This window comes from Marinitoga piezophila KA3 (assembly GCF_000255135.1).
Lineage (GTDB): Bacteria > Thermotogota > Thermotogae > Petrotogales > Petrotogaceae > Marinitoga > Marinitoga piezophila.
The window spans coordinates 544,252-558,589 of the sequence record NC_016751.1 but is presented as its reverse complement, the minus strand read 5'-3'; the positions used below and the strand labels follow the sequence as shown (position 1 = coordinate 558,589).

The window sequence follows — 14,338 nt, the reverse complement described above, 5'->3', positions numbered from 1 at the left end:
TCGAATGTTATAACTGAAATGTTTACAAATTTTATTTTTTTGTATATAATCTAAATGAAAAACTTTTTTTGTGAGGGATTTCAATGAAAAAAAATATTAAAATACTATCTATTACTTTAGGAGCCATACTTATAATTTATGTCATATATTCAATTATGATGCCATTTAAGGTTGGGGTTATAGCCAGTCTAAATGGCAATGAAGCGTTTATGGTTTCTGATACAATAAATGGTATAGAATTGTTTAAAAAATTAAATCCTGATTCTAAAAAACTTGAAATTATTATAGAAGATGATGGGGGAAATATCAAAGATGCGCAAAAAGCTTTTGAAAAATTAAAAAGAAAAGGTGTAAGGGTAATATTATTTGATTCATCGTCCACATTATTTGAACCTATATATAGAAAATTAAAGGATGAAAAGATTATAGGTATTGGCATTTCAATTACTGCAGATAAATTTAAAAACAAAAACGATAATTTTTTTAGGTTAAATATATCAAATGAAAATGAACAAAAAGCAATTGCTAAATATTTAAATAAAACAACAGATGAATTACTTGTGATAAAAGATTTTGAAAATCCGCTTTATATAAATAATTCTTTCGTTAATTTTAAAAAATATTATAACGGAAAAATATATTATGGTGTATTAAAAAATTCTGATATTTCAATATTGGAACAGGTTAAAAATATATACGAAGGACAGAACTTTGTGTATTTATTAATTAATTCTGTAACCAATACAGCAATGATAGCTAATTATCTTAAATCAATTAATAAAGATGTATATATAGTGATAACGCCATGGATTGATAAAAATCAACTCTCTGATTTATTAAATGTAAAAAAGAATGTTATATATTCATATTATTTAAGATATAAACCTCGAGAAGATGTAGAATTTTTTGTAAAATATAAAGAACTATATCAAAGAGAACCAACAATATATGCATGTGGTACCTACGAGGCTCTTGAAGTAATATCTAAAATTATAAAAAATAAAGGTAGAGAAGTTAATGCGATAAGAGATTCATTTTTTAAATATAGGTTTAAAACAACATTTGGTGAATTATCCTTTGATGAATATGGTGAATCTAACCATACAATTCAATTAGGGGTGTTGGAATGAAAAAAGAAATGTTTCTTTTTTTTATTATAATAATAATGGTAACGATTACGATAGCAAGACCATTGACGGTGGTTATATATAGTGCACCACCGGTTATGTATATTGATAATGGGAAGGTAAAAGGTATATTTCCGGAAATATTTGATTATATAGCTAAAAAAGAAGGAATAGATTATAAATATATTTATTTAAATTTTGCAGATGGTCTTGAATATTTAAAAAATGATCTTGCCGATATTATGTTTGGTGTGGCATATACAAAAGAGAGAGCAAAATATTTTGAATATAGCAGAGAACCTTTGCTATTTGATTGGGGACAGATATTTTCCAGAGAAAATGTTACACTTCATGGTTTTATGGATTTGAAAAATAAAAGTGTTGCTGTATTGAAAAAAGATGTATATTATGAAGGACCACAGGGGTTAAAAAAGATAGATAGTGATTTGAATTTAAATATAAAATTTAAAGAATATAATTCATATGAAGAAGTTTTTAAGAGTTTGGAAGATGGTGAAGTTGATTATGCTCTTGCCAGCAGGATTTTTGGTCTAAATACCAGAAAAAAGTATGATATAAAAGAAACACAATTGATATTGAATACAGTTGATATATATATGATATATAGTAATAAATCATTAAAACCAATTATAGATAGACTTGATTTAAGACTTAAAGAATTAAAGAGAAATGATGAATCTTATTATTATAAAATTATCAATAAATATTTATATAAAAAGCAAATTCCAACCTGGATTTTACCGGTACTTTTGCTTATAGGCATAATAACCTTTATATTAATTATTTTTATTTATCTAATGAGAAGAAATATAGAAAAAAAGACAAAAGAATTGTTAGAAAGAAATAAAGAGCTGGAGAAAAATAAAAAGAAAGTTGAAAAATTATATAACACTTTAAAACATAATATGGAAGAGCTTCAAAATACCAAGGGGAAACTCGAAGAATCTCAGGCACTTCTGGAATCATTTATAGAACATAGTATAGATGGAATATTATTTGTAAATAAGAATTTTGATGTTATACTTGTTAATAATGTTTTTAAAGAGAGGACAAGAACGGATTTTCATAAAAATATCACAAAAGGTTCTAATTTAAGAAAAATTTTTGAAGGAGAATTGTTATTTTTATTAGAATTGGAAAAAGCATATAATGAAGAAAGAAGTTTCGTTATAGAAAAACCTATAAAAAGAAGAGATGGCAGTATATATTGGGTAAGTAATAGCTATTATCCAATATATAAAGGTGGAGAAAAATATGGTGTTGCTTTAATTAGCAGAGATATTACAAAGTTAAAGGAAAATGAGATTTTACTTGAAAAACTTGCTCATTATGATTCGTTAACAGGGTTATATAATAGAAGAGCTGGCATGGAAATTTTAAAAGAACTGGCATTATTGTCAAAACGAGAAAACAAGCCTCTTGTAATAGGTTTTGTGGATGTTGACAATTTAAAAACAATAAATGATGTATATGGCCATTCTAAAGGTGATGAAGCTATAAAAAATATAGCAAATATATTAAAATCTTCTGTTAGACATTCAGATGTTGTTGCGAGATATGGTGGCGATGAATTCTTTATGGGGTTATATAATTGTACTATTGAAGATGCAGAAAGAATTAGAGATACAATAAATAAAAAACTGGAGCATTTAAATAAATATAGTTATATTCATTATAGTATAAGTCTTGGATTTGCAAGATATATTCCAAATAGTGATATTGATGAGATTTTATTAAAAGCGGATCAGAATATGTATAGTTTAAAAAATATGAAAAAGAAATTAAAAGATAAAAGTTAATATAACAATGATTAATACCAGGTTTTAATGGTTTTGCATTAAAACCTGGTATTTTTGTTGTTTCATAAAATTAATATATCAATGATATATTAATTTTTATAAAAAATGTGATATAATATTAATAAGAAATTATATATATAATTTTTGTATATATGAAAAAGGGAGTGAAAGTATGAAAAAACTTAAATTTCATCAAACGTTAGGTTTTAAAGTAATTTTCTATGTAACAGTGGTTATAGTTCTTGGATTTTTAATAAATGGATTTTCAACACATAGAAATATTAAAAATCTAACAGACAGATATGTAAAAAATGGAATTTTAAAACAGAGTGTTGAGAGTATAGCAACAACAATGGAAACATACAGAGTTGGGACACAGGAATTACAAAATGAAATGATGAAAGCAGCTATTGATAGACTGGAAACATTAAATGATATAGCTAAAGATATAGTGAATGTATATATTGAAAAAATGAAAAAAGGAGAGATTTCAAGCGAAGAAGCAAAGAATATTATAAAGGAACAGATAAGGATTTTAAGATATGATAATGGAACAGGATATTATTTTATTTTTGATGAAACTGGAAAAACGATAATGCATGCGGCTTCACCATCTCTTGAAGGAAAAAATCTGTCTTCTTTACAATCTAAAGATGGAAAATATATAGTAAAAGAAATGATAGAGTTATCTAAAAAAGCATATGAAAAAGGGGATAATACAGCAACTCTTCAATATGAATGGGGAAAACCTGGAGAACCTGAAGATAAAAAGTTTCCAAAAATAAGTGTAATATTCTGGATTCCTGAATTTAAATGGTTGGTTGGAACGGGAGTATATATAGATGATATTGATAAAAAGTTAGCTGAAAGAAAAAAAGAATTTTTAAATAATTTGTATAATGATTTGTATACTGCTTCATATGTAGGAGATAATACATATCCTATAGTATATACCAGAGATGGTAGGTATTTTATATATAAAGATAAATCTAAAATAGGAAAGCCAGCAACGTCTGTTGATCCAAAAACAGGTAAAAAAATAGTTGATCTGGCTATAGAAAAAGGTGAAGGTTTTTATGAATATTATTATCCAAAGTCAAAAGATTCTGATAAATTGTATAAAAAGATAGCTTATGTAAAAAGGATGAGTGGGGATTTATATGTTGTTTTAGCAGCATATGAGGATGAAATATATAAACCTTTATATGATTCAACCATGCAAAATGCAGTTATTTTAGTTGCTATACTGGTTATTTTGGTTTTTGTTATTTTTTATATAATGAAGATATTAATTACAAAGTCAATAAATATGCTGGTATTAAATATTAAAAAAATTGAACAGGGAATATTAAATGAAGAAATCAAGATTACATCAAAATCAGAAATAGGACATCTGGAACAATCTCTTGAAAATATGAGAGTATCTCTTAAAAATCTTATAGAGTCAATTATAGCCGGTAATAATGAATTAAGTATAGAGAAAAACAATGTGTTAAACGCATCTAATAAATTGAGAGAAGTAACTCAAAAGGTTGAACAAACATTAGACATTGCATTAACAGAATCAGATAATGCAGCATCTTCCATTGAAGAAACAACATCAGGAATTGAAGAGGTTGCATCAGCAGCTCAGATGGTAAGCTCGGCCGCACAGAATTTAAGTCAGAAAAGTACAGATGTAGAAGAATCAGTTAAAATTGGGGAAAAAAGTATAAATGAAATTTTAGAAATAGCATTAGAGGCTAAAAATGCAGCGATAGAAAATACAAAGAGTGTAAAGAGCTTACAGGAAAAATCAGCAAATATTGGTGAAATTGTTGATACAATTATCAGCATTGCAGAACAAACAAATCTTTTAGCATTAAATGCTGCAATTGAGGCTGCAAGAGCTGGAGAAGCTGGTAAAGGATTTGCTGTTGTTGCAGATGAAATAAGAAAGCTTGCAGAAGAAACACGAAAGGCTACAGAAAACATATCAGATCTTTTAAAAGGAATAAAAGATGAAGCTGATATGGTAAGTAAGAAATCAATAAATGTTTCTGAAATAATAGAAAGGGTTTCTTCAAAAAGTTCAGAGGTTTCAAATGAATTTACAGCGATAAAAGATGCTGTTGTAAATATAGTAAGTATGGTCGAAAGTCTTGCTTCAAGCTCCGAAGAACAGAGTGCATCATCTGAAGAAATGGCAGCTGCTATGGATCAGGCATCGAAAAATGTATTAAACGTAAATGAATATGTAAGAGAGTCAAAAGAAGAATTTATTCATATAGAGAGGAGTAGTGAAGAACTTTTGAAAACTTCTCAAACATTGGAAGACTCAGTTAAAAAACTTGAAGATTTAATAAAAAGATTTAAAATTTAAATAATAAAAAAGGGACGTTTTAAACGTCCCTTTTTTATTATCCTTCGATTATTTTTACATAAAATTTTCGCATTCTTGGACCGTCAAATTCGCAAAAATATATTCCCTGCCATGTTCCTAAAAGCAATCTGCCATTTTCTATTATAACAGTTAAAGACGGACCTATTAGTGAGGATTTTATATGAGAATCAGAATTTCCTTCCATATGTGTAAATTCCTTTAAATTAGGAATAAGCTTGCTTAAAAATGATGTCATATCATATCTTACAGAAGGATCTGCATTTTCGTTTATTGTTATTCCAGCAGTAGTATGTGGAACATGAATAATTGCAATACCTTCTTTAACATTGGATTCAGAAATATAACTTTCAACTTGAGAGGTAATATCTATAAATTCATTTCTTGTAGAAGTTCTAATATGAAATTCTTTAAGCATCTAAATCACCTCTTTTACTTGAAAAAGATATTTGTTACTATTGTATAACCATTTTCATCTTTACTAATATGAATTTTGACATTTTTCTTATCAATTTTAGCTTTTTTATAAACATAATCCCTTATCATTTTTGACATTTCATTTACATTAATATTTACATTTGTTCTTTCCATAACAGCAACATTGCCTCTGCTTTCACTTGAGACAACCCTTGTTACCTTTTCTCTCCTATTTCCAACGAGATTTTGCATTCTTTTTAAAGCAATATCTCTACTTGCTTTTTTCTTTCCGAAATTAAACCAGCCCATTCATATCACCTGCCACCAAATATCTTTTGCAGGAATCCTTTGAATCCGGTTTTTGAGGATTCTTTTAATAAAGCAAGGTCGTTTTCAATAGGATTCTCTTCACCTGAGATTCTTTTTGCTATATTCATAAAGATTTTTGAAATCTTTGATTCATCTTCCATTGTAACAGGGATTCCTTTATTCGTTGCAATAATTATTTCTTCGCTATCCGGAACAATACCTAATAATTCAACAGCAAGTCCAGACCTTATATCTTCAGGAGATAGCATTTCATTTCTATTTACCATGTGAAGTTTTACTCTGTTTACAATTAATGATATACTATCTTCATCATATTTTTCATTTTCCAATAACCCAATTACTCTATCAGCATCACTAATAGCTGTTAATTCAGGAGTTGTTACAACAATTGCGTGTTGTGCAGCAACAACAGCATTTTTAAATCCTCTCTCAATTCCAGCAGGTGAGTCAACAATTATATAATCAAAATGTTTTGAAAGTTCATTTATTATCATTTTCATATCTTCTGGAGAAATCATATCTTTATTAGCTATTTGCGAAGATGCAAGTAAGTTAAGCTTTTTTAATTGTTTGTGTTTTACAACAGCTTCAAGAGGAGATTTTCCGCCTTTTACAACATCAAGGATAGTGTAAACTATTCTATTTTCCAATCCCAATACAAGATCAAGATTTTTTAATCCAATATCCGCATCTATTAAACATACATCATATCCCAATAAAGCAAGAGAAGTGCCTATGTTAGCGGATATGGTGGTTTTTCCTACTCCTCCTTTTCCAGATGTAACAACAATTACTTTGCTTTTTTTCATATTAGCCCCCTCCAGATTGTAATTAACAAAATTTCAATTCTTATTATACAACATTTTTTCAAAATATCAAAATCTATAATTCGCAAAACATGCATTTTGCAATTTATTGAATAAATTTTATATAAAATTGAATAAAAAAGACCAACCTTTTCCAAGGTTGGTCTGTAAGAGGATATTATTCTTCAATTGAGATAGCCTGTGTTGGACATGAATCAGCTGCGTCCTGTGCGCATGGTAAATCTGTTTCTTCCATTAATGTTTCTGCTTTACCTTCGTCATTGATTTTGAATACATCTGGACAAAGGTTTTCACAAACACCACAACCGATACATGCATCTCTATCTACGAATACTTTCACGGTTAACACCTCCATATTTTAAATTTTACAAGTATATTATAACTCAAAATATAGCAAAAATTATTAAAATAATTTAACAAATTACATATTTTTTACTATATCAACAATTTTATCTACCAATTCAAGCCCTACTCTTTTTTGCGCTTCTTTTGTTGTTGCGCCAATATGAGGGGTTGCAACAACCATTGGGTGATTTAATAATTTCATTTGTATTTCTGATGTTGGAGGTTCAGTTTCAAACACATCCAATCCAGCACCAAGAACCTTTCCGTTTTCGAGGTATTTTAATAATGCTTCTTCATCGACAACTCCACCTCTTGCTGCGTTGATAATTACAACATTATCCTTCATCATTTCAAATTCTTTTTCTGAAATGAGATGTCTTGTTTTTTCTGTTAAAGGTACATGTAATGTAATTATATCAGAGTTTTTAATTAATTCTTCTAAGGATACCTGTTTTACATTATATTCTTTTTGAACTTCTTCTGGAATTTCGAAAACATCAAAAACAAGCACTTCCATATCAAAACCTGTTACTAATTTTCTTACTAATTTTCCAATATTTCCAAATCCTACTATACCAAGGGTTTTTCCTGTTAATTCAAAACCCTTTAATTTTTTCTTTTCCCATTTTCCTTCTCTTAATGTAACTGTTCCTGTTACTAAATGTCTGTATACTGAAAGCATGTATCCAACAACTAATTCAGCAACTGATAATGAATTTGCACCTGGTGTATTTATAACCTTTATTCCTTTTTCTTTTGCTGCTTCAAGGTCTACATTATCTAACCCCATACCTGCCCTTGCAATTAATTTTAAATTAGTTCCATTTTCGATAACTTCCTTTGTTGCTTTAGTTGCACTTCTTACAACCAAAACATCAAAATCTTTAACCTTTTCAATTAATTCATCTTTTTCAAAATGTTCTATTGTTATTTTTGCTTCAGGTAAAGCGGCCTTAAGTTTTTCTGTTGCTTCACTATCAAGAGGGTCATTTATATGAATCCACATATTAAACACCTTCTTTCATGAATACTTCCTGTGCAGCTTTAACGCCTACACCTAATTCAACATCAAATCCGAATTTCTTTAATGCCATTTCAAGAGCACTTATTCCAACAATTACATCGTATTTTGACATATAACCAAGATGTGCAATTCTTATTATTTTACCTTTTAAGTGATTTTGACCACCAGCAAATGTTACTCCTTCTTCATCTCTTAAATATTTTAATATTTTACCTCCATCAACACCTTCAGGAACTTTTACTGAAGTTAAAACATTTCCAGGATTTTTAGCAAATAATTCTAATCCCATTGCTTGAACTGCAGCTCTTGTGGCATCAGCCATAATTCTGTGTCTTTCCCATACATTTTCAATACCTTCTTCTTCAATCATTTGAACTGATTTTGCTAATTGATATACTAGGTTAACTGGTGGTGTGTATGGTGAATCTGGATATTTCTTTTTGTATGCTTTTAAATCAAAGTAATAATGATAATTTTTATTTTCGTCGATTACTTTCCATGCTTTATCGCTAACTGATATTAAAGCGATACCTGGAGGCATCATAAATCCTTTTTGAACACCTGTTACTACAATATCAAGATTCCATGCATCCATTTCTAATGGTTGAGCTAACATACCACTAATAGCATCTACAACCATTATTGCATTTGTATCTTTAACTATTTCAGCAATTTCTTTTATTGGATGAACTGTACCTGTTGATGTTTCACTTAATGTTGTAAATACAGCTTTTACATCAGGATTTTTTTCTAATAATTCTTTTATTGTTTCTGGTTTTACATAATCTCCCCATTCAAGGTCAACTACTATTGGATCTATTCCATAAGCTTTTGCAATTTCCATCCATCTTTCTCCGAATTTACCTGCTACAACAACTATTGCTTTATCTCCTGGATTTAAGGTATTTGCAACAGCTGTTTCCATAGCTCCTGTACCTGAAGAGGATAAAATAAATACAGGATTTTCAGTTCTGAAAATATATTTAGCACCATCTAAAGCAACCTTTTGAATTTCTAAATACTGAGGTGTTCTGTGGTGAATTGTATCCTTTGCACCTTCTAATAATAAATCAATTGGAACTGGTGTTGGACCTGGTGCCAACAAATAATTTTTTCTTATCATCTTTGCCATTTTTATATCCCTCCTTATTGGATTGTAATTTTCCATCTTATTATACCATACTTATTTTACCTCAAAAACTTTACAAAGCAACGGTTATTCTCGAAATTTATCAAATAATGAAAAATTTTTCATTATATTTGTCTTTTTTGCATTTTTCCTATTTTTTAGTATAATTAAAGATGAATTAACAAAAAGGAGGTTTTTTATATGTATGTTGAAAAAATGAAAGATTTAAACTATGATATTAAAGATACTGCAATTTTATGTGTTGATTGCCAAAATGGTTTTACTCTTAGATGTCCAGAAGAATTGCCTGTAGAAGGTACGGATGAAAAATGGATAGAAAAGGTTAATGAATTTATAGCGGAAGCAAAAGATATTGGTTATACCATTATTGCAAGTAAAGATGATCATCCTGAAAATCACAAATCATTTAATGAATGGCCACCTCATTGTATAAAAGGAACATATGGAAATGAATTATTTATAAAACATTATGATTTCCTCGTAAAAAAAGGAACAACAGAAAATACAGATAGTTATTCAGCATTTTACGAGGATATGGAAACAAAAAATGAAACAGAACTGGATAAATTTCTTAGAGAAAATAACTTTAAAAAACTTATTATTTTTGGACTTGCTGGTGATGTATGTGTCCTTGCAACAATTAAAACTGCAATTAAAAAAGGATATGATGTTGCTGTAATTGAAGATTTCATAAAAAGTGTAAATGGAAAAAGTATGAAAGAAATTTTGGACTTAGAAAAATTAAAGGTTAATATTGAAATTATTTAAATTAAAATCATATAATAAAATTATTTGAATATGGATTTTTATTTTTTTAATAATACCACTTGACTTTTTTAAAGTTAAGTGGTATTATTTATTATGTAAATAAAAATTTTTAAATTCCTGGAGGTGACATGATGAAGAAAAAACGTTTAACCAGATGTCCTGTATGTGGTGGTGATCTTGTTATTTCTGAATTTAGATGTCCAACATGTGATATTACAATAAAAGGTAGTTTCCACCTTGATGATTTTGCAAAACTTTCAGATGAACAATTATATTTTTTAAAGATATTTATTAAAAACAGAGGAAATCTTTCTGATGTTCAAAAAGAAATAGGCATATCATATCCAACAGCAAAAGCAAGGCTTGAAGGTGTTGTAAGGGCTATGGGATTTGATGAGAAAAAGAATACAGTTGATACCTTGAAAATCCTTGAAAAAATAGAAAAAGGAGAACTTACTCCTGAAGAAGCCAAAGAAATCTTAAAAGGAAAGGGGAATAAAGAATGAATGGAATCTTAACGCGGGATGGAGTGAAGAAGATTGTTATTAAAGCAGTAGGTATTGATCTTGATGTTGTTTCATCAAAAAATGAAACAAATATTTTTGAGTATGATGATCTTCCATCGGATTGTGAAATTGTTGAAAACGTAAAAGGAGATACATGGATTATCGAGGTAAAAAAAGAAGAAAATTCCTTTTTAAAGAAATTTTTTGGATTTTCAGGTGGAGTATATGGTGATGCAACATTAAAAATTTCTAAAGATATTGAAGAACTTTCAATTAATAGTGTTACCGGTGATTGTGACTGTAACGGCATAACTTTAAAAAAATTTGATATAAAAACTGTTTCTGGAGATACTGACATAAATAACTCTTCCATTGATGTAATCAATTTTTCAAGTACCAGTGGTGATCTTGATATTTCAAAAACTCCATGTAAGGTTATAGACTTTAAGAATGTTTCTGGTGATTTAAGTGTGGATTATTTAATCGAAGACTTTGAAAAGGTTTATGTAAAGAATGTTTCTGGTGATTGTGATTTAGTTATTGCTGGAAATGAAAAGGTTTATGTAAATAAAAAAACAGCAAGTGGAGATATATATTTAAAAGGTATAGATGTGGAATTTAATCAAAAAAGAGAAAATAGAATAATTGATTTTATAAGTGTTTCTGGTGATTTAAATATTGAATTAAAAAGAATTGAAAATGTTGAAAAAATAAACAAGGAGAATAATAAAGTTAATGAAAATTTAAAAGACTCTTCTAATTTAAAGGAGGAAAATATGGTATTAACAATTGAAGAAAAGAAGATTTTAGAGTTATTGCTTACTGAAAAAATAACACGTTCTTTTGCCATAGAACTTCTTGAAAGTATAGGTTATACAGAAGAAAATGCTGTTAAATTCCTTGATGAAATGCTTGGAGGGGGAAATAAATGAAAAAGGTATTACTGATTATTATGGTTATATTATCTTTTGTGATAGTATTTTCAGCAAAATATACAATTGATTTAACCTTTCTTCCTGATGAAGCAGCTGTTTGGGGAAATATGACTGTTGAATTGGAAAATGGCGAAAAACCTCAATTTATATTATATCCAAATTTGGATAGCAAAGACAATCCATATCTAAATGCATTATTTGAATCTAATAGTAAAACAAAAATGGAGATTTTAACGGTTACTGATGAGAAAAATGAACCTCTGGATTATACAATTGGAGATTATAACTCTAAATATTTGAGAAAATATCAATTGAAAAATAGCGTGTTACTTGTAAAAACAGATAAAAGGAAGATACATATCAAGTTTAAAACATATTTTGTAAAAATGAACGGTGCTGATAATGTTGCATATCAGGACATATTTATATGGCGTTTTGGATGGTATCCAATGATACTTCCAGAGAATGGCGGATATGTATTAAAAGCGCATAATATAAAAGTTAGGTTTAATTCTATTAATAATAAAGATTATATTCCTGTATTTTCTGGCAAATATATAGATGGTTATTATGTTTCAGAAGGAAAATTTCGTTCTTTTCCAATAGTGTTTGTGAAAAAAAACGTTTATAATGAATTAAAGCTTAAAGCCAGAGATTATGAAATTTCTATCTGGTATAAAAAAGGCCAGGAACAAAGAGCTGCTGTAATGGCAACGCATGTAATAAAAGCGCTTGAAATACATACAGAAAATTATGGGAAATTAAAGTATTCTCATATAAATGTAGTTCAGGATCCATATCCGGGAATGTATGGAATGGCAGCAGATGGAATGTTTTTGCTTGGGGATGGATTTTTTACCACAGCAGATTTATTATTGCCGGGATTGACTGAGCCACTTACATTTTATGTAGTATCACATGAATTGGCACATCTCTGGTTTGGAATAGGTGTTGGCGTTGATTTTTTTGACAATAATTTCATGAGTGAGGCTTTTGCAGATTATTCTGCGCATATTTCCATGTTTGAAAAGTATGATAATGATCCATTAATGAACTTTTATTTGCCAGATTTTTTAACAGAATCTCTTGTTAAAAATATGCCCAAAACATTTTCAGAAATGGATCAAAAAAGTATATTTTATTTAGAGTATTTTGATATAGAAAATGCAGTTTCTGATAACATTGATGAAATTCCATATAACTTTGCTTCCTCAATTTATTATATAAAAGGAAAAAGAGCATTATTTTCTTTAGAAGAACTATTAACCAGAAAGAAATTCACAGAACTACTTGCGAAGTATTATAAACAATATAATGAGAAAGATCCTTCAGAGGAAGAATTTTATGAATTTCTTATAAAGAATGGAGTTAAAAAAGAAATTGTATATGATTTATTTGAAAGTAAAGAGAATTTCGATCCATCAATAAAATATCAGGATAATCATTTCGTTATAGATTTAGATAATAAGCATGTTCCAGTTAGAGTTCAGGTTATAACTAAAGAGGCTACAATAGATTTTGTAACAACAGATAGTACCGTATTAAAATACGATATTTCCAATATAAAAAGAATAGATATTGATCCTGATATGCATACATTTGATGTGAATAGAAGAAACAATCATTATCCTGTAATAATAAAATCAAATTTAATTCCTGAAAATTCAAATTATTCAGATTATGATTCGTATTCTATAAATTTTGAAACAGATTATGAACCAATAAATATTTTAGAATCAAAAAGTACGGCTTATTTAGCATTTGAAGCATATCCATATTATTCTTTAGGTGTAGGATATTTTTCATTAATGAAAAAACCAAAAGATTTCTATTCATGGTTTGATAAAAAACTAATATATGAAGGTATTTATTTTATTGGTAAATACAATCCGTCACCATGGCTTTCACTTTCATCGGACTTTTCATTTGATTATATTAATAAATTTCAGGAATTTAATGTTGATTTATTATTTGCATTATCTCAAAAACTTGATATAGGATTACCTTCAAAAATATTAACAGGGAATAAAGCTTTTTATGGTGGTTTAAAACTTTTTGATTTAGAAAATTATTATGTATATACTGGATTTGAAGTTTCTGAATTATTTAATTCAGGATTATATACAAATGGTAGTTATTATTTTATGAATGAAGATAATGAATATAATTATGGAATTATTGGAAATGCAGCATATTTCTTTGATAATTATTCAAAGTTTTTTAATTCTTTCAGTATAGAAGCTGCATATTCAAATGCTGAGATGTTTAATGCGCTTAATGGCAGGGAAGTAATATTTGATGAAGAATTTCCAAATACATTTACTTTTGAATTTAGCAAGGTTAAATATTATTATGGATTGGATGTTGAATTGTTTCATCAGACTTTTTATGCTGAAAATCGTTTAAATGTATATAATCTATTTTCTTTAGGTAATGTAAATATATCATTGAATGCTTTATATAAATATACCGATGAAAAGAATTTATTAGGGACATCAATTGTATTATCGCCAAAACTTTATTTCTTAACCGATTCAATGATTCCTTTAAATTTTGAATTTGCAGGATTCTATTCTCCAGAATTAAATAAATATAATTTAACCTTATCATTAACAACAACATTGAATGTAGCTATAAGAAATTTAATACAGTAATAAATTTAATTACTTTTCTCTAATGTGGGTATTTATTATATTTAATACCTGCATT

At 28.1% G+C, this 14,338-nt stretch carries 13 protein-coding genes; 7 read left to right on the top strand and 6 right to left on the bottom strand.

Translation table 11 applies throughout. The features are described from left to right. Positions 1–83: 83 nt before the first annotated feature. The 3 genes from MARPI_RS02735 to MARPI_RS10615 all read left to right on the top strand — a co-directional run bounded on the left by MARPI_RS02735 (position 84) and on the right by MARPI_RS10615 (position 5,309). Positions 84–1,130, top strand: a complete 1,047-nt coding sequence (locus MARPI_RS02735) for an ABC transporter substrate-binding protein (protein ID WP_014296069.1) — start codon at positions 84–86, stop codon at positions 1,128–1,130. Beyond that, positions 1,127–2,947, top strand: a complete 1,821-nt coding sequence (locus tag MARPI_RS02730; RefSeq protein ID WP_014296068.1) for a diguanylate cyclase — start codon at positions 1,127–1,129, stop codon at positions 2,945–2,947. The genes MARPI_RS02735 and MARPI_RS02730 overlap by 4 nt, the downstream gene beginning before the upstream one ends. Positions 2,948–3,119: 172 nt before the next feature. Beyond that, positions 3,120–5,309, top strand: coding sequence for a methyl-accepting chemotaxis protein (locus MARPI_RS10615; RefSeq protein ID WP_014296067.1), 2,190 nt, complete (start codon positions 3,120–3,122; stop codon positions 5,307–5,309). 37 nt (positions 5,310–5,346) lie between these two features. Here the strand turns inward: MARPI_RS10615 and MARPI_RS02720 are convergent, their stop codons facing one another. From MARPI_RS02720 to MARPI_RS02695, 6 genes are all read right to left on the bottom strand, one after another. After that, positions 5,347–5,745: a secondary thiamine-phosphate synthase enzyme YjbQ gene (locus MARPI_RS02720; protein WP_014296066.1), complete on the bottom strand. Its 399-nt coding sequence runs from the start codon at positions 5,743–5,745 to the stop codon at positions 5,347–5,349. A 14-nt stretch (positions 5,746–5,759) separates the two neighbouring features. Beyond that, positions 5,760–6,053 carry a hypothetical protein gene (locus MARPI_RS02715; protein WP_014296065.1) on the bottom strand — a complete coding sequence of 98 codons (294 nt, stop codon included), beginning with the start codon at positions 6,051–6,053 and terminating at the stop codon, positions 5,760–5,762. Positions 6,054–6,058: 5 nt separating this feature from the next. After that, entirely contained in the window at positions 6,059–6,883 is an 825-nt protein-coding gene (gene minD / locus MARPI_RS02710; protein WP_014296064.1) for a septum site-determining protein MinD, read from the bottom strand. Positions 6,884–7,058: 175 nt separating this feature from the next. Next, positions 7,059–7,241 (bottom strand): ferredoxin, encoded by a 183-nt coding sequence (locus tag MARPI_RS02705; protein ID WP_014296063.1) that lies wholly within the window; start codon positions 7,239–7,241, stop codon positions 7,059–7,061. Between the two features lie 81 nt (positions 7,242–7,322). Continuing rightward, positions 7,323–8,252, bottom strand: coding sequence for a D-2-hydroxyacid dehydrogenase (locus MARPI_RS02700; RefSeq protein WP_014296062.1), 930 nt, complete (start codon positions 8,250–8,252; stop codon positions 7,323–7,325). A gap of 1 nt (position 8,253) precedes the next feature. Beyond that, a complete protein-coding gene (locus MARPI_RS02695) occupies positions 8,254–9,402 on the bottom strand; it encodes a pyridoxal-phosphate-dependent aminotransferase family protein (protein WP_014296061.1) in 1,149 nt (382 codons plus the stop codon). A gap of 198 nt (positions 9,403–9,600) precedes the next feature. Between MARPI_RS02695 and MARPI_RS02690 the strand changes: the two genes are divergently transcribed. The 4 genes from MARPI_RS02690 to MARPI_RS02675 all read left to right on the top strand — a co-directional run bounded on the left by MARPI_RS02690 (position 9,601) and on the right by MARPI_RS02675 (position 14,283). Continuing rightward, entirely contained in the window at positions 9,601–10,188 is a 588-nt protein-coding gene (locus MARPI_RS02690; RefSeq protein WP_014296060.1) for an isochorismatase family protein, read from the top strand. Between the two features lie 131 nt (positions 10,189–10,319). After that, positions 10,320–10,694 carry a DUF2089 domain-containing protein gene (locus MARPI_RS02685; RefSeq protein WP_014296059.1) on the top strand — a complete coding sequence of 125 codons (375 nt, stop codon included), beginning with the start codon at positions 10,320–10,322 and terminating at the stop codon, positions 10,692–10,694. Next, positions 10,691–11,626 carry a DUF4097 family beta strand repeat-containing protein gene (locus MARPI_RS02680; protein WP_014296058.1) on the top strand — a complete coding sequence of 312 codons (936 nt, stop codon included), beginning with the start codon at positions 10,691–10,693 and terminating at the stop codon, positions 11,624–11,626. Before MARPI_RS02685 ends, MARPI_RS02680 begins: the two co-directional genes overlap by 4 nt. After that, positions 11,623–14,283, top strand: coding sequence for a M1 family aminopeptidase (locus tag MARPI_RS02675; protein ID WP_014296057.1), 2,661 nt, complete (start codon positions 11,623–11,625; stop codon positions 14,281–14,283). Before MARPI_RS02680 ends, MARPI_RS02675 begins: the two co-directional genes overlap by 4 nt. The last annotated feature ends 55 nt before the right edge of the window (positions 14,284–14,338 follow it).

Bases quoted from the DNA above. Each gene is read 5' to 3' on its own strand.
- MARPI_RS02680 (WP_014296058.1), top strand. From the start codon at position 10,691: ATGAATGGAATCTTAACGCGGGATGGAGTGAAGAAGATTGTTATTAAA.
- MARPI_RS02700 (WP_014296062.1), bottom strand. From the start codon at position 8,252: ATGTGGATTCATATAAATGACCCTCTTGATAGTGAAGCAACAGAAAAA.
- MARPI_RS02690 (WP_014296060.1), top strand. From the start codon at position 9,601: ATGTATGTTGAAAAAATGAAAGATTTAAACTATGATATTAAAGATACT.
- MARPI_RS10615 (WP_014296067.1), top strand. From the start codon at position 3,120: ATGAAAAAACTTAAATTTCATCAAACGTTAGGTTTTAAAGTAATTTTC.
- minD (WP_014296064.1), bottom strand. From the start codon at position 6,883: ATGAAAAAAAGCAAAGTAATTGTTGTTACATCTGGAAAAGGAGGAGTA.
- MARPI_RS02675 (WP_014296057.1), top strand. From the start codon at position 11,623: ATGAAAAAGGTATTACTGATTATTATGGTTATATTATCTTTTGTGATA.
- MARPI_RS02695 (WP_014296061.1), bottom strand. From the start codon at position 9,402: ATGGCAAAGATGATAAGAAAAAATTATTTGTTGGCACCAGGTCCAACA.
- MARPI_RS02735 (WP_014296069.1), top strand. From the start codon at position 84: ATGAAAAAAAATATTAAAATACTATCTATTACTTTAGGAGCCATACTT.
- MARPI_RS02715 (WP_014296065.1), bottom strand. From the start codon at position 6,053: ATGGGCTGGTTTAATTTCGGAAAGAAAAAAGCAAGTAGAGATATTGCT.
- MARPI_RS02730 (WP_014296068.1), top strand. From the start codon at position 1,127: ATGAAAAAAGAAATGTTTCTTTTTTTTATTATAATAATAATGGTAACG.
- MARPI_RS02720 (WP_014296066.1), bottom strand. From the start codon at position 5,745: ATGCTTAAAGAATTTCATATTAGAACTTCTACAAGAAATGAATTTATA.
- MARPI_RS02685 (WP_014296059.1), top strand. From the start codon at position 10,320: ATGAAGAAAAAACGTTTAACCAGATGTCCTGTATGTGGTGGTGATCTT.